Raw genomic sequence first — 21,381 nt, forward strand, 5'->3', positions numbered from 1 at the left:
GAGAGCAGTCATGAACGCCACAATTTCCCTCTCCCGCCGCAGCTTCATCATCGGCGTGGCCGCCACAGCCGGCGGCTTGTCCCTCGGATTCAACGTGCCGTTCATCAAGCCGGCACTGGCCGATGGCAGCGAGGCGGCGCCGGAGATCAATGCCTGGGTGGTGATCAGGCCCGACGATACGGTGGTCATCCGCATCGCCCGCTCCGAGATGGGGCAGGGGACACTGACCGGCCTGGCGCAACTCGTCGCCGAGGAGCTGAACTGCGACTGGTCCAAGGTCACGACGGAATACCCGTCGCCGGCCCAGAACCTGGCGCGCGACCGCGTGTGGCGCAATTTCTCGACCGGCGGCAGCCGCGGCATCCGCGAGTCGCACGAGTATGTGCGCATTGGCGGCGCCGTTGCGCGCGAGATGCTGATCGCCGCCGCGGCCGCCGAATGGGGCGTCCCGGCCAGCGAATGCACCGCAAGGATGGGCATGGTCACGCATGCAGCGTCGGATCGCGCCACCTTTTATGGACAGCTGGCTGCCGCCGCCGCGCGAATGACGCCGCCCGCCAATGTCACGCTCAAGGACCCGAAGGATTGGACCATAGCCGGCAAGCCGCTGCCGCGGCTCGACACGGCCGACAAGCTTAACGGCAGCCAGGTCTACGGCGCCGATCTCAGGCTGCCGAACATGCTCAACGCGGCGATCCGGGCCTGCCCGTATTTCGGCGGCAAGGTGGAGAGTTTCGACGCGGCGGCGGTGGCACGCATGCCGGGCGTGCGCACTGTCGTTCAGGTCGACGAGACCGCCGTTGCGGTTGTCGCCGACACATGGTGGCGGGCGAAGACCGCTCTCGATGCCTTGCCGATCGTCTGGGACGAAGGCCCCAACAGGCAGGTCACCAGCGCCTCGATCGCGGCGATGCTCGAAGAGGGGCTCGGTGCAAATGACGCCTTCGTCGGCGCCAGGCAAGGTGACGCCGGTGCTGCCCTGTCCGCCGCCGGTCGGACGGTCACGGCGACCTATGCCTTCCCCTATCAGAACCACGCGACCATGGAGCCGATGAACGCGACGGCGCTCTACACGCCGGAGCGCTGCGAGGTATGGGTGCCGACCCAGAATGGCGAGGCCAGCCTTGCTGCAGCGGCCGAGGCCGCAGGCCTGCCGGTGCAGCAATGCGAGGTGCACAAGATCCATCTCGGCGGCGGCTTCGGCCGGCGCGGCAACTTCCAGGACTATGTGCGCCAGGCGGTCAGCATTGCCAGGCAGGTGCCGGGAACACCGGTAAAGCTCATGTGGTCGCGCGAAGAGGATATGCTGCACGGCGCCTATCACCCGACCACCCGATGCCGGCTGACGGGCGCGCTCGACGCCGACGGCAACCTGACCGCTCTGCACATGCGCATATCCGGCCAGTCGATCCTTGCCGCAGTGCGGCCGCAGGGCATGCAGAACGGCATGGACCCGGTGGTCTTCCAGGGCCTCGTCCTCGCCGGCACGGAAGGCACGCTGGGCTATACGGTGGACAATCTGCTTGTCGACCATGCCATGCGCAACCCGCCGATCCCGCCGGGCTTCTGGCGCGGCGTCAACCTCAACCAGAACGCGCTCTACATCGAGTGTTTCATGGACGAACTCGCCCATGCGGCCGGCGTCTCCCCGCTCGCCTTCCGCCGCAAGCTGATGGCCAAACATCCGAAACATCTCGCCGTGCTGGAGGCGGTTGCCGAACGGATCGGCTGGGACACCCCGGCCGCGGCCGGCGTTCACCGCGGCCTGGCGCAGATCATGGGTTTTGGCAGTTATGTGGCGGCGGCAGCGGAGGTTTCGGTCACCGATGGACAGCTCAGGATCCATCGCATCGTGGCGGCCACCGATCCGGGTCATGTCGTCAACCCGGCACAGGTGGAGCGGCAGGTCGAGGGTTCCTTCGTCTATGGCCTTTCCGCCTGCATCTACGGCGAATGCACCGTCAATGGCGGGCGCATGGAGCAGGAAAACTTCGACAGCTACGAGGTTCTGCGCATGGCCGAGATGCCTGCGGTGGAGACGATCATCCTGCCGTCCGGCGGCTTCTGGGGCGGCGTCGGCGAGCCGACCATCGCAGTCGCCGCGCCGGCCGTCCTCAATGCGATCTTCGCCGCCACCGGAAAACGCATCCGCACGCTGCCGCTGAAGAACCATGACCTCGCCTGATATGAGGCGCGCGAAGGACAGGCGCGGCGGACGATCGCTCGCGCCTGTCCTGCTTGCGGCGTTGGTAGCCAGCGCGCCGGCATGGGCCGACGAGGCGTCAGGCGCCGCGGCATGCACCGGCTGTCACGGGCCGGCGGCGCTCGGCTCAGCCATCCCTTCGCTCGACGGCCATGCAGCAGATGAGATCGTCACTCAGATGCACGCCTTCCGTTCCGGTGAGCGCAAGGCGACGGTCATGGACCGCATCGCCAGGGGATTTACCGAAGAGGAGACGCGCGCCATCGCCGAATGGCTCGCCAAGCCGGAGGCCGCACGCCATGCCCAGCCGTAGAGCCCTGATCGGCGGCGTGGCGGCTAGCGTCGCCGCGGCCGTCCTTGCCGCGCCGCAGCTGCGCGCACAGACGCAGCGCGGCGTGATCGTCGTCGGCGGCGGCTTTGCCGGAGCAAGCTGCGCCCGCGCGCTGAAACGGCTGGATCGCGATCTTGCCGTGACGCTGATCGAGCCAGAGGCCGCCTATCTGGCCTGCCCGTTCAGCAATGCCGTGATTGCCGGGCTGCGCGGCATCGAGGCGCAGACTTTCAGCTATGACCAGTTCGGCGACATCGCGCTGATCCGCAAGCGGGCTGTCGCCGTCGATGCCGAGCGCCGGCGCGTTCGGCTGGAGGATGGCACCGACATCGGCTACACCAGGCTGGTTCTGGCGCCCGGCGTCGAAATGCGCTTCGGCGCCTTGCCGGGCTACGACGAGGCGGCGGCGGCGATCATGCCGCATGCCTGGAAGGCGGGCGCGCAGACGCTCCTGCTACGCGACCAGCTCGCGGCGATGCCGGACGGTGGAATAGTCGTCCTCGCCGCGCCAGCCAATCCGTTTCGCTGCCCGCCCGGTCCCTACGAGCGGGCAAGCCTGATCGCGCATTATCTCAAGACCAGCAAGCCCAGATCCAAGCTGATCATCCTCGACGCCAAGGACGCCTTTTCGAAGCAGCGGCTGTTCGAAGCGGCCTGGCAAGAGCTCTATCCCGGCTTGATCGAATGGGTGCCGCTGTCGTCGGGCGGCAAGGTGACGGAAGTCGACCCGGCGACAAGGACGCTGGTGACCGAGTTCGGCAATCACAAGGCCGATGTCGCCAATTTGATCCCGCCGCAGCGTGCGGGCGCGATTGCGCAGTCGGCCGGCGTTGCCGACCAGACGGGCTGGTGCCCGATCGACCCGGTCACCTTCGAGTCCCGCCTGCAGCCGGCGATCCACGTCATCGGCGACGCGGCGATCGGCGGGGCGATGCCGAAATCCGCCTTCAGCGCCAACGCCCAGGCAAAAGCTTGCGCCGCGGCGGTCGCCGCCCTGGTCAGGGAGCGGCCGCCGGCGCAGCCGAAACTCATCAACACCTGCTACAGCCTGGTCGCGCCCGGTTATGGGATTTCGATCGCCGGCGTCTACCAGCCGCGTGACGGGCTGCTTGCCGAGGTGGAGGGGGCGGGCGGCACCAGTCCGCTCGAAGCGCCGCTTTCCGTCCGTGAACAGGAAGCGGCCTATGCGCAGGACTGGTTCCGGACGATCACCAGTGAAGTGTTCGGACGATGAGGCCGGCTTTTCTGGCTCTTATGGGATTGCAGCTTGCGGCCTCGCCCGCAGCCGGCGAGGACACGGGGTCTTATGTCGTGACCGGCGATGCGATCATGCAACCTCTGGTTGACCGCAAGGGTGATCCGACGCGCGGCGCCGCGCTGATCGCGGACCGGCAGCGCAGCCTCTGCACGCTCTGCCACAGCGGGCCGTTTCCCGACGCGCATCTGCACGGCACGCTGGCGCCCGACCTGACCGGCATCGGGGCAAGACTTTTGGAAGGCCAGATCCGGCTGCGCGTGGTCGACATGAAGCGGCTCGTGCCGAACACGATCATGCCTTCCTACTATCGGGCCGCGGATGAGCACGGCCGGCGTGTCGCCACCGCCTGGCGCAGCAAGCCGATCCTGGGCGGCGCCGATATTGAGGATATCGTCGCTTATCTCACGACGCTGAAGGGGTGATCATGCACGAAGACCCGCTTCGAGTTTACGCAGGCCCGGGAGTTTACGCAGGCATGGTCGGACGGCGGCAGTTTCTTCGGGCCGGCATGACTGGCCTGCTGGCGATCAGCCTGCCGCGCTGGGCCGTTGCCCGCCCGAGCCTCGAGGAAGCGATCCGGACCTTCACCGGGGGAGCCAACGTTCTCGACGGCCGCGTCCGGCTCGACCTGCCGCCCCTGGTCGAGAACGGCAACGCGGTCGGGATCACAGTTGTCGCCGAGAGCCCGATGACCGAAGACGACCATGTCCTGCGCATCGCGGTCTTCAACGAGAAAAACCCGGAGGCGAATGTCGCGGTTTTCCACCTCGGGCCGCGCTCCGGCCACGCCATGGTGTCGACGCGGATCCGGCTCGCGACCTCGCAGGTCGTTGTCGCCGTCGCCGAGATGAGCGACGGCAGCTTCTGGTCGAGCCGGGCGAGCGCCATCGTCACGCTGGCCGCCTGTATCGAGGACCTTTCATAATGGCGCGCGCGCTCGTCAATGTGCCGAAAGTGGCCAGGCAGGGCGAAGTCGTCGATATCAAGGCGATGATCGCCCATCCGATGGAAACCGGCTATCGTAGCGGCCCGAACGGCTCCAACATCCCGCGCGACATCATCCGCCGTTTCACCTGCACCTACAACGGCGAGGAGGTGTTTTCGGCCGATCTCTTTCCAGCGGTGTCGGCCAATCCGTTCATTGCCTTCACGCTGGTTGCGACGACGAGCGGCACGATCGACTTCACCTGGAGCGACGATGCCGGGAAGACCCAAACGGCGTCGGCGACGATCACGGTGAACTGATGCATGCGCTCTGGCGGCTTGCAGCCGTCGCTGTCGCCGCTATTTGCGGCATTGTCTCTGCCGCCGGCATCGAAGTCGGCGAGAAGCGCTCCGGCTTCGACTTCATGACGCCGCAGACGCAGGCGCTGCAGGCCGACGACATGAGCAATCCCGGCATGCTGTGGGTGCTGCAGGGCGAGCAGCTCTGGCAACAGGCGCAGGGCAGGGCGGATGTCGCCTGCTCCGGCTGCCATGACGATGCGCGTCAGACGATGCGCGGTGTTGCCGCGCGCTACCCGGCCTTTGATGCGGCGACGGGCCGGCCGATCGACCTTGCCGGACGTATCAACTCCTGCCGAGCGCAGCGGCAGCAGGCGGCCGAGCCGCTGGCGCCGGAGTCCGACGCCTTGCTCGCCCTGACGGCCTATGTGACGCATCAGTCGCGCGGCATGCCAATCACGCCGGCGACCGACGCCCGGCTCGCGCCGTTTCGCGACAACGGCCGGCGTCTGTTCCAGAGCCGCATCGGACAGCTCGAGCTCTCCTGTGCCTCCTGCCACGACGACAATTGGGGCAAACGGCTCGGCGGCAGCGTCATCCCGCAGGCGCATCCGACCGGCTATCCGCTCTACCGACTGGAGTGGCAGACGGTCGGTTCGCTGCAGCGGCGCCTGCGCAACTGCATGATCGGGGTCAGAGCCGAGCCCTTCGCATTCGGCGCACCCGAACTCGTCGACCTGGAGCTCCATCTGACGGAGCGGGCCCGCGGCCTTCTGGTCGAGACGCCGGCCGTGCGGCCGTGATGCCAGACAGCGAATGGTTGTTCACCTGCCGCCGACGGACAGTTGATTGCAATGCGGCGCTCGGCCCGTAGCCTGAGCCGCGCACTCCCACGCTCTTGCATTCTGTGCTTGTGTGTCTTCGATCGATCTGCGCCTAGTTCAGGTCTTCTTCCAATTTTGCAGAAGCGGCCCTTTGCTCCCATAGACGGGATCCTTGCGTGGACGACCTACCTTCCGGATCGTGGCCAGCGCGCCATCATGGTCCTGGGCAGTCGTGCATTCGTCATAGGTCCCAAATGGAGGGTAGGCGCCGACAACCAGAAAATCGTCGGACGCCGAAAGGCATTGGTGCCCGGTGCCGGCCGGAAGAACCGCGACGTCGCCGGCCTTCAGTGACAGGGTTCGTCCCTTGTTGCCTCCAAACCGGACTTTGGCCGTACCGGCCGCAACCCCGAGCACCTCATGTATTCGCGAATGGTAGTGAACGTAGTCGTAGATGGCATTCCGCCAGCCATCCCCCCATCCATTGGCCTCAAAAAGCTCCTCCAAGACGGCTGCGGGATCAAATTCCTCGGGCAGCCTCACTGCGCTGCGATAGACAACAAGCGGCCAAAACGGATGATTGGGAACCAGGCCATCATCCTTGAACCAAAACTCATTCGCTTTTCGCCGCCTAACGAGATCGGTTACTCCTTGCTTGCCCGGTCTTGCGACACCGGTAACCTGCTCGACAGCTTTCTTGGTACTCTGCAGAATGCTCATGATGTAGCCTGCATTGCTGGTTGTCGGAAGACGAGCCTTCATGCCGATTCAACCGGCTGCATGCCGGTCGGTTCCGCTACCTTTTGGCCCACGGCAATCCAGCCGGATTTGTTCGATGACCGCAGGAGATAGTCGGCATGAGTAACGTGGTAACGCTGCATGGTGACAAGCGCTGGAAAGCGGTTCTTGTCTACGGCCACCAGAACGGCCCGATTACGATCGAACATTATCTTGAAGAGATTTCCGAGCTTCATAACATCATTGAACACGGCCCGGACTGGAACACCCTGATTGCGTGCACGGTGACAATCAACCGTCCCGACGGTGGTGAGGAGCAGAACAGCGAGGAAAAGGAGGCACGCCGTGAACATCGGTGAGGTCCGCGGGAAACTATATTGAGTGCTGCCCACGCAAGCAGCACTCAAGCATCTGAAATCCGGTATCGATTCCTACGGATGTACCCGTCAGACTCGAGGCCCCGAGCACGTGCACAATGTGCTTGCAATCCCTGGCGAGGGCAGGGCCAGCAATCGAGCGTTCTCGCCTCATGATGAAACCCAAGGCCTTATCGGCTCTCTGTGGCGGTCATTTTTCGGTGCTGATTCATGACAAACCATTCATGACAAACCATTCATGGGCAATCTCATGAGCTTCGATGACCTCGACCTGAATTTGCTGCGCGTGTTCGACGTAATGATGCGCGAAAGAAGTGTCACGCGTACGGCATGCGAATTGGGAAGAACGCAATCTGCGATCAGCCACTCCTTGTCCAGGCTGCGGCACCTTTTCGGCGATAAGCTGTTCACGCGCGATGGAGGCGTTATGAGGCCGACCCCGCGCGCGGTTGAGCTTCTGCCAGACATTTCGGCCGGATTGGCAACGATTCGAGCCTCGATTGATCGCCATCAAACTTTCGATCCCGCAACCACTCGGCGGAACTTTCGTGTCGGACTCACCGACTACCATGCGATGATAATCATACCACGTCTTCTGCGGGAGTTTTCCAGGCAGGCGCCCGGTGCCACGTTGAATATTATTCCAGCGAACGGGCTCGATATCCCGTCCTCGGTTCATCTTCGACAGATCGACTGTGCATTGACTGGAGCAGTGATCAAGGATGACCCAAGCCTTTTGAAGATCGAACTGGGCCAGGATCGTCTCTTCTGCGCAGTTTGGAGCGGCAGCCAAATCGCAAGTTCGGCGATGTCATTGGAGACATACCTGTCAGCGTCTCACTTGCAGGTTTCCGCCGATGGTGTTTCCAGCGGACTTGCGGATGCCGCGCTCAAGGAGCTTGGTTTGCGGCGGAACGTGGTCGCGACGATATCGAATTATCTGGCACTTCCGTGGGTCTTGCGAGGCACCGAACTTGTTGCTCATTGTGGTGACGGAATCCTCCAAATCCTTGATAAAGCGAGTGAAGTGACTCTCCTTTCGCCGCCCCTGCCGATCCCAAATGTGAGCGCGTGGTTGCTCCTTCATCCGCAGATGGCCACGGACCCAGGGACGATCTGGCTCAAAGAAGTTCTCTCAAACATCTATTCTGAGTCACAGATTAAAAAGAGAGAAATTTTTTCTGAGAGAGAACAGAAGAAATAAACAGGAGACACACGGCTGAAACCATTACGAGTGCAGCCACTGTATGAGCAGACCTCATAGTCATCATGACGAGAATGAATTTGACCAATAATGAGGCCTGCGCAACCTTGGTGCTCCACAAAAAATAAGGGGAACCAAGATGCAAGCAATTCTCAAGGGTCTGGTCGGAGCAGCGGTAGGGCTCGTTGTATCCAACGCGTCCGCCGCGACGATCGAAAATGTTAGGAAGAACGGAGTTCTGACCTGCGGAACCAACTCAGCGACCGCCGGATTTAGCCTTCCAGACAATGAGGGCAAATGGACCGGGTTCGTGGTCGACTATTGTCGCGCTGTTGCAGCAGCGGTTCTGGGCGATGCGCAGAAGGTAAGGTTCATTCCGCTTACGCCGAAGGACCGCTTCACCGCGCTTCAGTCGGGCGAGATCGATATACTCGCACATAACGCAACCTGGACATCATCCCGCGACACGTCTCTCGGAATACTTTTTGCGGGCACTTATTTCTACGATGGCCAGGGTTTTATGGTCCGCAAAGCGGAGAACATCGGTTCGGCCAAGGATCTGGATGGCGCATCCATCTGCGTCACCCAGGGCACGACGACAGAATTGAACCTCGCCGATTACTTCCGGTCGCATTCGATGACATTCTCGACCGTCGGGTTTGCCGATGAAGAAGCCGTCGTAAAGGCCTACGACGAAGGCCGCTGCGACGTCCTCTCCGCCGACACCTCCACCTTGAATGCGTCGCGCCAGCGCATGGCGAAGGCCGACGACAGCGTCGTGCTTCCTGAACTCATCTCCAAGGAGCCGCTTGGGCCAGCCGTGCGGCAGGGCGATGATCATTGGCTCAACGTCGCCAAATGGACGCTCCTTGTCATGGTTGCTGCCGAGGAACTGGGTGTAACCTCGCAGAATGTCGATGAAATGAAGTCGTCGGACAACCCGAACATTCGCCGGCTGCTCGGAGCGGAGGGCAGCCTCGGAAAGGATCTCGGGCTTGGCGATAGCTGGTCCGTGGACGTTATCAAGCAGGTCGGCAACTATGGCGAAGTGTTCGATCGCAATATCGGCAAGGCCTCGCCGCTCAAGATGGAGCGCGGCCTGAACGCTCTTTGGAGTGAGGGCGGTCTCCAGTACGCCCCGCCGATCCGCTAGGCTGGGTTGGTCCACAAGACGCCAGCGATTGCGCCGGCGTCTTAGTCCACATCAACACAGGAACAGGGTCATGTCCGACGTGCTGCTCGCCGCGCCCTCGCGCAGGAGCCTGTCCCTGCACGACGCCAAGGTCCGCGGCATCGTCTATCAGCTTTTGCTGGCGGCCAGCCTGCTGGCTTTGGCCGTGGGCATTGCCGTTCAGACTGCGTCGAACATGAGGGCACGCGGGATTCCGCTGTCCTTCGGCTTCTGGAACGAGACCGCCGGCTTCGACATCAATCAGACGCTGATCCCCTACGACACGCTCTCCACCTACGGCCATGCGTTCTGGGTGGGTGTGGTCAACACCCTCTATGTGAGCCTGCTTGGGATCGTCCTGGCCACAGTTTTGGGCTTTGTCGTCGGCATTGCCCGCCTGTCGCCGAACTGGATCGTTTCAAAAGTCGCGGCCTCCTATGTAGAGATCATACGCAACATCCCGTTATTGCTGCAGCTTTTGTTCTGGTACAATGCAGTCCTGAAAGCGCTGCCTGCGCCGAGGGCGTCGATCGAACTCCCCGGCGGCATCTATCTGAACAATCGCGGTCTCATCATTCCGGAAATCCAGCTCCACGCAGGAGCAGGTACCGTGGGACTTGCATTCCTGGCGGCCAGCTTCTTCTGCGTCGCTTTTTGGTCCTACGCCAGACGCGCACAGAACCGCACCGGAAAGCAGCTGCCCGTGCTTTGGGTCAGCCTCGCTGCCTTGATCGGACTGCCTCTGATCGTCTTCCTCCTGGTCGGTTCGCCGGTGTCGTTCGTGACGCCAGAGTTGAAAGGGTTCAATTACCGGGGTGGACACCAGCTTTATCCGGAGTTCGCGGCGCTTCTGATCGGTCTGTCCGTCTACACCGCTTCCTTTATCGCGGAAATTGTCCGCAGCGGGATCCAGGCTGTGCCGAAAGGCCAGACCGAAGCCGCTCATGCGCTCGGGCTTGCGCCGGGCAAAACGCTTCGCCTGGTCATCGTTCCGCAGGCACTGCGCATCATCATACCGCCCCTGACCAGCCAGTACCTGAATCTCACGAAGAATTCCTCACTCGCCGTGTTTATCGGCTACCCCGACCTCGTCCAGATTTTCGCGGGAACGGTGCTCAACCAGACCGGCGCCGCCGTCCAGGTGATGGCGATCACGCTGTCGGTCTATCTCGCGATCTCCCTCGTCATGTCGATGGCCATGAACGCTTTCAATCAACGTTTCGCGATCGTCGAGAGGTGATGCATGAGCGGCCAGTCCCTGCATCCGCCCCTCGTTGGCGCTCCGCTTCTGCCCCCTATGGCGCCGCCTTCTGGAATCCGGCCGAGCCCGGCAACCTGGATCAGAAAGAACCTGTTCTCGACGCCGTTCTCCGGCGTGCTCACGATCTGCTTCACAGTTCTCGCCGCATGGCTTTTGCATCAATTCATGAGTTTTGCAGTCTTGGACGCAGTCTGGGCAGGCGGACAGCAAGAATGCCGCGCCAACCCTGACGGCGCGTGTTGGCCGTTCATCGTCGAGAAATTCGACTATCTCCGTTACGGGGCATATCCGGTTTCCGAGCGCTGGCGGGTGGACCTGACGCTGGCAATCGGCGCCGTGCTGATCGCCTGGCTGCTGTGGAAAGGGGCGCCGCGGCGCAATGTGGCGGCGTTGCTGTTCTTTGTTGCCTACCCGGTCGTCGCCTTCGCGTTGTTGCGCGGTGTCGCGTCGCTCGATCTGCCGGTCATCGATACCGTCTTGTGGGGAGGTCTGCTTATAACGCTGCTCATGTCGATCGTGGGCATCGTCTTCTCGCTGCCGCTCGGTGTGCTTCTCGCGCTTGGCCGACGATCGGAGCTTCCCTTCGTCAGGGCAGTGTGTGTGATCTTCATCGAGGTCGTCAGGGGCGTGCCGTTCATCACGGTGCTGTTCATGGCGAATTTCATGATGCCGCTCTTCGTGCCCGACTACCTGACGCCCGATCGGCTGCTACGTCCGCTGATTGCAATAGCGCTGTTCTCGTCCGCCTACATGGCCGAGGTGGTGCGCGCCGGCCTTCAGGCGATCCCGAAGGGGCAATATGAGGCGGCAAAGGCGCTCGGCGTCAGCTATTTCACCATGATGCGTCTGATCATCCTGCCGCAGGCGCTCACGATCGTCATCCCGGGCATCGTCTCTACCTTCATCGGGCTGTTCAAGGACACGACGCTGGTGGCGATCGTCGGCATTGCGGACTTCCTGAGAGCCGTCGAAACGGCGCGAGTCGACCCGAACTGGGCCGGGCCGACGATCTCCTCGACCGGCTATCTCTTCGCCGGGCTGGTCTACTGGATCTTCTGCTTTGGAATGTCCCGGTACTCGCAGTCGATGGAGCGCGCGTTGGCGCGCGGCCACAAGAGCTAGGAAGCGGATGTGCGACAGGCAGTTTCAGCAGCGAGGCACGCGGCGCAAATCCTCTAATGGCCGAAAACCACACCGGAAACCAGGCAATGGCTTGTGCAGATGCATCGCAACCGACGGTTGCGGAAAGAAATGTTGGAATGATCGACTTCGACAGGATCTATGATCGCCACCAGTTTGGGTCAGTCAAATGGGCCAATCAGTGGGACGAATTCTCGCCTCGGGTCGAGGGCGAAGATCTGCTTTCGCTGTGGACCGCGGACATGGATTTTCGCGCGCCTGAAACCGTCATCGCGCGGCTGCGGGAAGCGGCGGACCACGGAATCTATGGCTATACCCGCCGCGACCCCCGTCACTACGAGATTGTGCAATCATGGTTCGCGCGTCGGCACGGCTGGTCGCCGGCACTGGAATCGCTGCTGCCGGCGCCTGCGATCATGCCGTCGGTAGCCGCGATGCTTCGGACCTTCACGAAGCCCGGGGACGGGGTGATTGTGCAGTCTCCCATTTACTCGCCCTATTTCGAAGTGATTCAGGGGAACGGCAGGAAGCTGCTGGTCAACAGGCTAAGGTTGCAGGATAACCGATATGAACTCGACCTGGAGAACTTCGCGAAACTGGCAGCCGGCGCCAAGGCCTTCCTGTTGTGTAATCCGCACAATCCAGCTGGAAAGGTGTGGACGCGGAGGGAATTGACGGCGCTGAACGATGTCTGCGAGCGCTACGGCATCCTTGTCATATCCGATGATATCCATTGCGATATCAGATTGTCGGATCGCCCGCACATCGTCTTCTCGTCGCTCTGCGAGGATGCCGCGGAAAAGTCATTCATCTGCACAGCTCCAACGAAGACCTTCAATCTGGCCGGCGTGCCCTCCGCAACCGTGTCGGTGGCCAACAAGCAGCGGCGCGAGGCGCTTCTGGCCACCATGCAGGCATCGTTCATGGTCAATGCCAACTTCTTTGGACGGCTGGCGCTAGAGGTCGCCTACAGCACCGGCGCGCCGTGGCTGGATCAGCTGACGCGCTACATCGGCGGTAATGTCGATTTCGTCCTCAATTTCGCCGAGGATCGCCTGCCGGGCATCACACCGATGCGGCCAGACGCTTCCTTCCTGGTGTGGCTGGATGCGCGCGGGCTCGATCGGAGGGTCGGAGGCGTTCAACGGTTTTTCGTCGACCGAGCCGGGGTCAATTTGTACGACGGGCGCGTCTATGGACCCGGCGGTGAAGGCTTCATTCGCCTCAATGTCGGTTGCCCTCGTCCGCTGTTGCGGAGGGGGCTCGAACGCATGTCCAGGGCGCTGGAGTCGTTGTGAGAGCGTTGACGGACCGGAGCGGCCCTGCGGCATCGGCGATAGCCGCCCTGCGGCATCGGCGGTAGCGTGCTGGCATTCAGCTCCAGGCGTGGCTGGCCAATCCATAGACCCAGGGCGCGTTGCTTTCGCGGTTCAGAAAGCGGCGGCCTTTGGACATCGTCGTCACGGTCTCGGCAATGCCGAGGCCGCTCTGCTGCAGAAACTCGGCAAACACGCCATCCTTCTCGCGCGTATCGACGCGGGCGAACCGACCTGCCAGCTTCTTCAGATGGACGGCTGTGAGGTGGACCGCGTCCTGGTCGTTTCGGGCTATTGTGGGACCAATCACATGGCCGCGCCCGAACTCGCGACACATGGAATAGCCAACGACCTCGCCGCCGCGACTCAAAGTGGCGATCGGGGCATCCTCCGAGAGCAACGCAAGCAGCCTTGCACGGTTGGTCCCGAATGCGCGCGCGTCCAGTTCGGTGATCTCGCGAAGTCCGCCGCTGGGCAGATCACTTAATTCACCATCCGGAGTTGGCATTGGCGGGAGTTTTTGTGGGATCTCGCCCTGGCGCATGTAGACGATCGCCTCGTTCGTGAAGCCGAGCGACACATACAGAGGATAGGCGGCATGGGTGGCATTCAGGGCCAGATTGCGATCCCCGCACTGCTCGAGGACCTGGTCCATGAGCCATCGGCCGCCTCCCTGCGCCTGTGCGCGAGGCGTCGTGATCACCAGGCCGATGGTGGCAAAATCGTCGCCTTGGGGAAACCACATCGCGCTTCCGAAGACGCGCCCAATTCCGTCAACGGCGACGATGCCGTGGCCGGCGCGGCGCAACAGATCCCAGTCTTTTGGGCGATGCGGCCAGCGGACCGAAATCGATAGTGCATGCAGCAGATCAACATCGACATCATTGATGTCTCGCGCGACCAGTTCAAAGGATTTCAGGCGTACTGATCTCTGCATCTCAGTCGATCCGCTCCTTCAACGAATGTCTTTCAACGAATGCCCAGGGCACGCGGTGCCAAATCCTGGCGCCGATAGCCATGTTTGCGACAGGCCTCATTTGCAGCAGCATTACAGGGGAACGCCAGCAGGTTTCGCTGGTTCGAGGCGTTTTTTCGCAATCTTCAGCCAAAGCACGACGCGATTCGGCAGGGAACACTGCTGCGCAGGGATAGGCTGGTCGCACCCGGTAACAGTGCAAGCAGAGCGGACCGCCATGAACGTGGAAGAAATCCTCGCGACCCTGATTGCATTTCCCTCCGTTGTGGGCACGCCAAACGGTGAGATCGTCGATTGGATCCGCGACTACTGTCAGGCAGCCGGAGCCGAGGTGACAGTTCTGCCCGGTCCCGAGGGCGACCGGTCCAACCTGTTCGTCACGGTCGGGCCGCGTGGCGGTCGGGGCTACATCATCTCCGGACATATGGATGTCGTGCCGGCCGGCGAGCCGGAATGGAGCTCCGATCCGTTCGTCCTGCATCGCGAGGGCGGCAGGCTTTACGGCCGCGGCACCACCGACATGAAGGGCTTTCTCGCCTGCGCATTGGCCGCGCTGCCAGGACTTGCGGCAATGAACCTGCGGCAGCCAGTTCATTTCGCATTCTCCTATGACGAAGAGGCGGGGTGCCGTGGTGTGCCGCATCTCCTGGCTGCGTTGCCGAGCCTATGCGAGAGGCCGCTTGGCGCGATTGTCGGCGAGCCGAGCCGGATGCAGCCTGTGCGCGCGCACAAGGGGAAGGCCGCGGCGCGGCTCGAGGTGATCGGGCGATCCGGCCATTCGTCACGCCCCGATCTCGGACTCAATGCCGTGCACGCCATGGCCGGCGTCATCTCGCACGCCGTGGCCTACGGCCAATCGCTCACGGGCGGCCCGCTCGATCAAAATTTCGAGCCCCCATACTCTTCCTTGCAGGTGGGTGTCATCGCCGGTGGACAGGCGGTCAACATCATCGCTGGCCACTGCACAGCCGATATCGAGGTGCGTGCCGTGCCGGGCGTTTCCCCAGCATCCCTGCTTGAGCCGGTCAAAGCCCGGCTTTTTGATCTACGCGACGGCGGCTTCGAGGTGGCCTGGCACGAGTTGAGTTCCTACCCCGCCCTTGCGCCGGCGGATGGGAGCAAGCTGGCGGCCGTTCTGACCGAGCTGACCGGGCAGGAGCCGCTCACGGCGGTCAGTTACGGCACCGAGGCCGGGCTTTATCAGCAGGCCGGTATCGATGCGATCATTTGCGGCCCTGGCGAAATTTCCCGCGCGCATCGTCCCAATGAATACATCGAGATCGGTGAACTTGCTGCCTGCCAGAGCATGATCGACGATCTCGGCGCGCGTCTCGCGGCCTGAGGGAAGGGCGGATTCCATGGCATTTCTTTTCAACTCCGATGCGGCGCGTGCTGCGGTGTTCCGCGAGATTTTTGCGCGCGAACTCCCGGATCTGGAATTCTTCCATTCCGGCGATGAGTTGGAGCCGGACAAGGTGCGCTATCTCATCACCTGGACGGTGCCGGACGACATCTCCCGCTATCGCAATCTGGAAGTGCTGTTTTCGATCGGAGCCGGCGTCGACCAATTCAAGCAAGACGTTGTGCCAAGCCATGTGAAGCTTGTGCGCATGGTCGAGGACGGCATCATCCGCATGATGCAGGAATACGTCGCGCTTGGCGTGTTGGCGCTCCACCGGGAGATGCCCGCCTATCTCGAGCAGCAGAAGACGTGCCTCTGGCAACCGATTGCCGCTCGACAGGCGGCTGAGCGCCGGGTCGGCTTTCTTGGTCTTGGCATGCTGGCGCAGGCGGCAATCGAACGCCTGAAGCCATTCCAGTTTCCGCTTGCCGGGTGGAGCCGCAGCGAAAAGCGGATTGAGGGTGTCACCTGTTTTCACGGCGCCGATCAGTTGCCCCGCTTTCTGAAGCAGACGGACATTCTCGTCTGCCTGCTGCCGCTGACGCCGGAAACCAGCGGCATTCTCGATGCAAAACTCTTCTCCTTGCTACCAGCCGGGGCGCGGCTTTTGCATGTCGGCAGGGGTCCGCAACTCGACCAGGCCGCGCTGATCGACGCGCTCGACAGAGGCCACGTATCCGCGGCGATGCTTGATGTCACTGATCCGGAACCGCTCCCGGAAAACCATCCGCTGTGGTCGCATCCGAAGGTGATGATGACGCCGCACATTGCTTCGGTGACACAACCGCATACGGCGGCGCAAGCCGCCGTGGACAACGTCCGGCGCCACCGCGCCGGCGAAGAACTGATCGGCCTCGTCGATCGGACACTCGGCTATTAACCAGGAAACCTCACATGTCACTGCTGACCACGATTGACACAAATCCCGCCTTCACGCCCAAGGAGGCATTGCCGCTGCCGGAGCGGCTTATTTCCGGCACTCCATCCTTCAAGAGCTGGGCGCAGGATGCCTCGAAAGGTGAGAAGGTTCTGACCGGCGTCTGGGAAGCGACCCCCGGCGAGACGCATTCGATCAAGGGCACCACCTACGAGTTCTGCCATATCCTTTCGGGCCTCATCGAAATCGAGGAGAAGGGCGGCGAGACCAAGACTTACCGCGCCGGCGACAGTTTCGTGATGAAGCCCGGTTTCGTGGGTGTCTGGCGCACGATCGAGACCGTGCGCAAGATCTACGTCTGCGTTTACGACTGAGTTCAGTGCTCAAGCTACGGCCGAGTAGAGCGCGCGGCGGTTCCAGAACAATCGACTATCCAAGTTCGGCCCGACGCGATTCGACGCTGTCGGGCCGCTCATTCTCGACGAAAAATGCGGCGCGCGGTCCGCTATGGTTCCGCTAGTGCGAATGAGGACCTCGATCGATGAAGACCTATGACATAGCGCTCATCCCCGGCGACGGCATCGGCAAGGACGTGACCGGGGCGGCATGGCAGGTGATGCAGGCCGCGGCCAAACGGGGGGGGTTCGCCCTTGATGGCACACGCTTCCCATGGTCGTGCGCCTACTACCTGGAAACCGGCGCAATGATGCCGCCAGACGGCATCGAGACACTCCGAAAATTCGATGCGATCTATCTCGGCGCTGTCGGCTGGCCCGCGGAAGTACCCGACTCAGTATCGCTTCATGGACTGCTGCTGCCGATCCGGAAAGGGTTCACGCAGTACGCCAACATACGGCCGCACAGGCTGTTGCCGGGCGTTCAGGGGCCCCTCCGCTCCGATGGTTTCGACATCCTGTGCATTCGCGAGAATACGGAAGGCGAATATTCCGGCGCCGGCGGGCGCGTGCATTCCGGCACGGCCAATGAGGTCGCGATTGAGACGTCAATCTTCACGCGTGCCGGTGTCGAACGGATCATGCGTTTCGGTTTCGAACAGGCGCGGGCGCGCGGCAAGAAGCTCGCATCCGTGACCAAATCCAACGCCCAAAAGCATTCCATGGTTTTCTGGGATGAGGTCACGCGTGAGGTGGCGAAGGACTATGCCGATGTCGAGGTCTCGCACTACCACATCGACGCCATTGCCGCCCGCATGGTGCTGGCGCCGGAAAGCCTCGACGTGATCGTCGCCTCGAACCTGTTTGGCGACATCCTCACCGATATTGGAGCGGCCATTCAGGGCGGGCTGGGTTACGCCGCCTCCGCCAATATCAATCCCGATCGCAGTGCGCCTTCCATGTTCGAACCGGTCCACGGTTCGGCGCCCGACATCGCGCATCTCGGTGTCGCCAATCCGATCGCCGCGATCTGGTCGGGTGCGATGATGCTCGAGCATCTGGGCGAGGGGCATGCTGCGGCAGAAGTGATGTCGGCAATCGAGTCCGTAACCGGGCAGGGCATAGGCACGATCGCAGGCAAGGACCGGACTGAAACGATCACGCAAGCCGTGCTTGCGGCATTGAGCTGAAAGGGCAGAGGAAAAAGACCATGAATGCGATAACGAAGATTGGCGCGTTTGACGATGCGGACCTGTTCCGCCAGCAGGCGTTGATTGGCGGTGTGTGGCGGGAAGCGGATACAAAGGCCGCCGTCGAGGTCACTAACCCTGCCACCATGAATGTTCTCGGCAGCGTTCCCGACATGGGTGGCGACGACACCCGGGCCGCTATCGCTGCTGCGGCCGAGGCATTCAAAAGCTGGAAGAAGACGACTCATGCCGAGCGTGCGAGATTGCTGGAGCGATGGCACGACCTCATTCGCCAGCACGAACAGGACTTGGCGCTTCTGCTGACGCTCGAACAAGGTAAGCCGCTTGCCGAGGCGTCGGCGGAAATCCGCTACGGCGCATCTTTCGTGAAATGGTTTGCGGAAGAGGCGCGCCGGATCGGTGGCTCGACCATTCCGTCACCCACCGCCGATCGCCGCATTCTGGTTCTTAGGGAAGCAGTTGGCGTCTGTGCCATCATCACCCCGTGGAATTTCCCCAACGCGATGATCACGCGCAAAGTAGCACCGGCGCTGGCCGCCGGCTGCACGGTTGTCATCAAGCCGTCGGAATTTACGCCATTCTCGGCGCTGGCGCTCGGTGTCCTGGCGGAGCGGGCGGGCATCCCGGCAGGCGTTATCAACATCGTGACCGGCATGCCGGGCGAGATCGGCAAAGAACTGATGGCCAACGAAACGGTGCGCAAGATCTCGTTCACCGGTTCGACCCGCGTCGGTGCGCTGCTCATGCGTGGCGCGGCCGACAGCATCAAGCGGCTGAGCCTGGAGCTTGGCGGCAACGCGCCCTTTATCGTCTTTGACGACGCCGATCTTGATAACGCAGTTGAAGGGGTGATCGTATCCAAGTTCCGCAATGGCGGTCAGACCTGCGTTTGCGCGAACCGGATTCTCGTGCAGGAAGGCGTTTACGACGCTTTCGCCGAAAAGCTGAGCCAGCGCGTCACGCGGATGAAGGTTGGCGCGGGGACCGACGAGGGCACTGAGATCGGCCCGATGATCAACACGGCCGCGATCGACAAGATCGAGCGTCACATCGCGGATGCGAAGAAGAAAGGCGCGCAGATCCTCGCCCAAAGCGAGGCAGTGCCCTACGGCAGGCAATATGCACGGCCGGTCGTCCTGGGAGGGGCTACCACCGAGATGCTGCTGGCATCGGAAGAGACCTTCGGACCGGTGGCGCCGCTTTTTCGCTTCGAGACGGAGGAAGAGGCCATCACCATCGCGAACGCTACGCCGTTCGGCCTTGCCGCCTACTTCTACACCGACGACCTCAAACGGTCATGGCGTGTCGCCGAGGCGCTGGAGTTCGGCATGGTCGGGCTCAATACCGGCCTGATCTCGACCGAGGTTGCGCCTTTCGGCGGTGTCAAACAGTCAGGCGTGGGGCGGGAAGGATCGCAGCTCGGCATCGACGAATATCTCGAGGTCAAGACGCTTCATGTTGGCGGGCTGAACCAGTAGGCTTTGCCGGAGTCGCAACAGCGGCACCAGAATCAGAAAGGGGCGGTCGAAACCGCCCCTTTCTCTTTTCGATACTTCGGATGCCGCGATGGCCGGAGGCCCGCCGGCCTCAAGCAACTTCCCGAACGGGATCCAGGCCGACGGCGGCGGCCAGCCCGCCGATATCCTTGATCTCGGTATATTCGTAGAAGGGGTTTGCGGGCTCGTGGCCGCGGTTCACCCAGACCTTGCTCTTGATGCCGAGATCGTAGGCGGTCATCAGATCGTAGCGGAACGAGGAGGAGACATGAGTGATGTCCTCCGGGCCGCAGCCGAGCTTGTCGAGCATGTATTCAAAGCCCTTCATCAGCGGCTTATAGGCGCCAACCTCTTCGGCGGTGATGGCGGTGTGAAAGGGCGCTCCGAGCTTTTCCACATTCGACATGATCAGGCTGTTCATGGAGTTGGACAGGATCACCAGTGGGATTTCCTTGGCCACTCTGGACAGGCCAGCCGGGACGTCGGGGTGCGGACCCCAGGTCGGCACTTCTTCATAGATGCGTTGGGCGTCTTCGGGTTTGAACTGGATACCGATGCGCTTGCAGCTGCGTTCGATGGAATTCTGCACCACCTCGAGGAAGGGTTTCCATGGCCCCAGCACCTCGTCAAGGCGATAGCCTCTAAAAGCCTCCACGAAGCTGGCCATTGCCTCCGGGGAGAGGCGCTCGCCGTAGACGCGCCGCGCCGCGCCGGCCATATCGAAATTGGTGAGCGTGCCGTAGCAGTCGAAGGTGATGTATTTCGGTCTGAACGTCGACATGGCGACAATCCTCCTGGTTTTTCTCGGCACAGCGTGCCTGTACCACAATCACCATAGTCGGAGATCTGGAAGACTAACGGCCGCATTCGCCGCGACCTGAAGCAGATCGTTTCGTATTGCATCGCCGGTTTGGCAGAGAGTTGCGCCAGGTGTCCTTTCGAGCTTTGGCAGCGGCGCGGTCTGTCGGGCTTGCTTCGGCAGAAGATGCGGCACGAGCGGCGAAGGATAGTGAAAACGGGTCGCGCTTGGCTGCTGGTTGGAAGGAAGTGCTGTCTTTGGTGGTCTACCGTCAGCACTGAAGACGAAGGCTGGAAATTCATCATGACCACACGACAGATCACTCTTGAAGAGATGACACCGGGGCACCTGGAAGGTGCTGTCGAGTTGTCTCGCCAAGTCAATTGGCCGCATCGCCGCGAGGATTGGGAACTGGCCCAGTCGGTCAGCCGGGGGATCGTCGCCCTGGAAGAACAACGCGTGGTGGCGACGATCATGATGACCCCCTACGGCGACGATGCCGCCGCCATCAACATGGTGATCGTCGATGCGGCCATGCGCGGTCGCGGACTCGGCCGAAAGATGATGGAAGAGGCGCTTGCCAAGACGGGTGAGCGCACCTGTTGCCTGACGGCGACACAAGAAGGCCTGCCGCTCTATGAGAAGCTGGGCTTCGTCACGACTGGCGAGATCGTGCAGCATCAGGGCGAGGCGTTGGCAGTTTCGGCGCCGGCCCGTGTATCCTGGGCAGAGAGCGGCGATCTTGCTCGTATCGAGGTGCTGGATCGCGAGGCATTTGGCCATGACCGTTCGGCGCTGATGGGGCGGCTTTTCGAGCGCGCGAAGTTCGCTGTCATTCGCGATGAAGGCAATACCCAGGCCTTTTCCGCCATCCGGCCATTCGGCCGGGGGCTGGTCATCGGCCCGGTGGTGGCGAGGAACGGCACCGAGGCCAAGGCCCTGATCGACTTTCTGCTCGCCCATCATCAGGGCAAGTTTGTCCGTGTCGATACCGACGTCTCAACGGATCTTGCTGAGTGGCTCACCGGACGCGGGCTCGCGCATGTCGGCGGTGGGATCACGATGCGACGCCCCATGGCGACGCACAAAGAAGGCAAGCCCGCGCATCACCGCACATATGCGTTGGTCAGTCAGGCACTCGGTTAAGTCAGGCACTCGGTTAAATCAGGCACTCGGTT

22 protein-coding genes are annotated in these 21,381 nt (G+C 62.2%); 19 read left to right on the forward strand and 3 right to left on the reverse strand.

Annotated elements, in window-relative coordinates:
- Nucleotides 1-10 precede the first annotated feature (10 nt).
- The 7 genes from AC0L2A_RS25780 to soxA all read left to right on the forward strand — a co-directional run bounded on the left by AC0L2A_RS25780 (nucleotide 11) and on the right by soxA (nucleotide 5,819).
- A complete protein-coding gene (locus AC0L2A_RS25780; protein ID WP_473611179.1) occupies nucleotides 11-2,185 on the forward strand; it encodes a xanthine dehydrogenase family protein molybdopterin-binding subunit in 2,175 nt (724 codons plus the stop codon).
- Nucleotides 2,172-2,516 (forward strand): c-type cytochrome, encoded by a 345-nt coding sequence (locus tag AC0L2A_RS25785; protein ID WP_473611180.1) that lies wholly within the window; start codon nucleotides 2,172-2,174, stop codon nucleotides 2,514-2,516. Before AC0L2A_RS25780 ends, AC0L2A_RS25785 begins: the two co-directional genes overlap by 14 nt.
- The gene (locus AC0L2A_RS25790) at nucleotides 2,503-3,768 is read left to right on the forward strand and encodes an FCSD flavin-binding domain-containing protein (protein WP_473611182.1); all 1,266 of its coding nucleotides are present in this window, start codon (nucleotides 2,503-2,505) and stop codon (nucleotides 3,766-3,768) included. The genes AC0L2A_RS25785 and AC0L2A_RS25790 overlap by 14 nt, the downstream gene beginning before the upstream one ends.
- Nucleotides 3,769-3,863: 95 nt before the next feature.
- Nucleotides 3,864-4,214, forward strand: coding sequence for a sulfur oxidation c-type cytochrome SoxX (gene soxX, locus AC0L2A_RS25795; RefSeq protein WP_473611183.1), 351 nt, complete (start codon nucleotides 3,864-3,866; stop codon nucleotides 4,212-4,214).
- Nucleotides 4,215-4,267: 53 nt separating this feature from the next.
- Entirely contained in the window at nucleotides 4,268-4,717 is a 450-nt protein-coding gene (locus AC0L2A_RS25800; RefSeq protein WP_473611184.1) for a SoxY-related AACIE arm protein, read from the forward strand.
- Complete coding sequence (gene soxZ, locus AC0L2A_RS25805) at nucleotides 4,717-5,037, forward strand: thiosulfate oxidation carrier complex protein SoxZ (protein WP_473611186.1); 321 nt, start codon at nucleotides 4,717-4,719, stop codon at nucleotides 5,035-5,037. The genes AC0L2A_RS25800 and soxZ overlap by 1 nt, the downstream gene beginning before the upstream one ends.
- Complete coding sequence (gene soxA, locus AC0L2A_RS25810) at nucleotides 5,037-5,819, forward strand: sulfur oxidation c-type cytochrome SoxA (RefSeq protein ID WP_473611187.1); 783 nt, start codon at nucleotides 5,037-5,039, stop codon at nucleotides 5,817-5,819. Before soxZ ends, soxA begins: the two co-directional genes overlap by 1 nt.
- 138 nt (nucleotides 5,820-5,957) lie before the next feature.
- Here soxA and AC0L2A_RS25815 read toward each other — a convergent pair whose 3' ends face one another.
- Nucleotides 5,958-6,560: a cupin domain-containing protein gene (locus tag AC0L2A_RS25815; RefSeq protein ID WP_473611214.1), complete on the reverse strand. Its 603-nt coding sequence runs from the start codon at nucleotides 6,558-6,560 to the stop codon at nucleotides 5,958-5,960.
- A 137-nt stretch (nucleotides 6,561-6,697) separates the two neighbouring features.
- Here AC0L2A_RS25815 and AC0L2A_RS25820 point away from each other — a divergent pair, with 137 nt between their 5' ends.
- The 6 genes from AC0L2A_RS25820 (at nucleotide 6,698) to AC0L2A_RS25845 (ending at nucleotide 13,029) form a co-directional block, all read left to right on the forward strand.
- Nucleotides 6,698-6,937, forward strand: coding sequence for a hypothetical protein (locus tag AC0L2A_RS25820; protein WP_027151810.1), 240 nt, complete (start codon nucleotides 6,698-6,700; stop codon nucleotides 6,935-6,937).
- A 256-nt stretch (nucleotides 6,938-7,193) separates the two neighbouring features.
- Nucleotides 7,194-8,159: a LysR family transcriptional regulator gene (locus AC0L2A_RS25825; RefSeq protein WP_473611188.1), complete on the forward strand. Its 966-nt coding sequence runs from the start codon at nucleotides 7,194-7,196 to the stop codon at nucleotides 8,157-8,159.
- A gap of 139 nt (nucleotides 8,160-8,298) precedes the next feature.
- On the forward strand, nucleotides 8,299-9,312 hold the full coding sequence (locus tag AC0L2A_RS25830; protein WP_473611190.1) for an amino acid ABC transporter substrate-binding protein: 1,014 nt from the start codon (nucleotides 8,299-8,301) through the stop codon (nucleotides 9,310-9,312).
- 70 nt (nucleotides 9,313-9,382) lie between these two features.
- The gene (locus AC0L2A_RS25835; protein ID WP_473611191.1) at nucleotides 9,383-10,570 is read left to right on the forward strand and encodes an amino acid ABC transporter permease; all 1,188 of its coding nucleotides are present in this window, start codon (nucleotides 9,383-9,385) and stop codon (nucleotides 10,568-10,570) included.
- 57 nt (nucleotides 10,571-10,627) lie between these two features.
- Nucleotides 10,628-11,713, forward strand: coding sequence for an amino acid ABC transporter permease (locus tag AC0L2A_RS25840; RefSeq protein WP_473611216.1), 1,086 nt, complete (start codon nucleotides 10,628-10,630; stop codon nucleotides 11,711-11,713).
- Nucleotides 11,714-11,850: 137 nt separating this feature from the next.
- Nucleotides 11,851-13,029, forward strand: coding sequence for a MalY/PatB family protein (locus AC0L2A_RS25845; protein ID WP_473611192.1), 1,179 nt, complete (start codon nucleotides 11,851-11,853; stop codon nucleotides 13,027-13,029).
- A 76-nt stretch (nucleotides 13,030-13,105) separates the two neighbouring features.
- Here the strand turns inward: AC0L2A_RS25845 and AC0L2A_RS25850 are convergent, their stop codons facing one another.
- Nucleotides 13,106-13,984, reverse strand: coding sequence for a GNAT family N-acetyltransferase (locus tag AC0L2A_RS25850; protein WP_473611194.1), 879 nt, complete (start codon nucleotides 13,982-13,984; stop codon nucleotides 13,106-13,108).
- Between the two features lie 256 nt (nucleotides 13,985-14,240).
- Between AC0L2A_RS25850 and argE the strand changes: the two genes are divergently transcribed.
- The 5 genes from argE (at nucleotide 14,241) to AC0L2A_RS25875 (ending at nucleotide 19,386) form a co-directional block, all read left to right on the forward strand.
- Nucleotides 14,241-15,365 (forward strand): acetylornithine deacetylase, encoded by a 1,125-nt coding sequence (gene argE, locus AC0L2A_RS25855; RefSeq protein WP_473611195.1) that lies wholly within the window; start codon nucleotides 14,241-14,243, stop codon nucleotides 15,363-15,365.
- 16 nt (nucleotides 15,366-15,381) lie between these two features.
- A complete protein-coding gene (locus AC0L2A_RS25860; protein ID WP_473611196.1) occupies nucleotides 15,382-16,305 on the forward strand; it encodes a 2-hydroxyacid dehydrogenase in 924 nt (307 codons plus the stop codon).
- Nucleotides 16,306-16,319: 14 nt separating this feature from the next.
- A complete protein-coding gene (locus AC0L2A_RS25865; protein WP_023798459.1) occupies nucleotides 16,320-16,676 on the forward strand; it encodes a cupin domain-containing protein in 357 nt (118 codons plus the stop codon).
- Between the two features lie 167 nt (nucleotides 16,677-16,843).
- The gene (locus AC0L2A_RS25870; protein WP_287223049.1) at nucleotides 16,844-17,887 is read left to right on the forward strand and encodes a tartrate dehydrogenase; all 1,044 of its coding nucleotides are present in this window, start codon (nucleotides 16,844-16,846) and stop codon (nucleotides 17,885-17,887) included.
- Between the two features lie 20 nt (nucleotides 17,888-17,907).
- A complete protein-coding gene (locus tag AC0L2A_RS25875) occupies nucleotides 17,908-19,386 on the forward strand; it encodes an NAD-dependent succinate-semialdehyde dehydrogenase (protein ID WP_473611198.1) in 1,479 nt (492 codons plus the stop codon).
- A gap of 109 nt (nucleotides 19,387-19,495) precedes the next feature.
- Here the strand turns inward: AC0L2A_RS25875 and AC0L2A_RS25880 are convergent, their stop codons facing one another.
- Nucleotides 19,496-20,185: a haloacid dehalogenase type II gene (locus AC0L2A_RS25880; protein WP_473611199.1), complete on the reverse strand. Its 690-nt coding sequence runs from the start codon at nucleotides 20,183-20,185 to the stop codon at nucleotides 19,496-19,498.
- A gap of 321 nt (nucleotides 20,186-20,506) precedes the next feature.
- Between AC0L2A_RS25880 and AC0L2A_RS25885 the strand changes: the two genes are divergently transcribed.
- Nucleotides 20,507-21,349 (forward strand): GNAT family N-acetyltransferase, encoded by an 843-nt coding sequence (locus tag AC0L2A_RS25885; protein ID WP_473611200.1) that lies wholly within the window; start codon nucleotides 20,507-20,509, stop codon nucleotides 21,347-21,349.
- Nucleotides 21,350-21,381 lie beyond the last annotated feature (32 nt).

The sequence above is a fragment of the Mesorhizobium sp. WSM4844 genome (genome assembly GCF_055811775.1).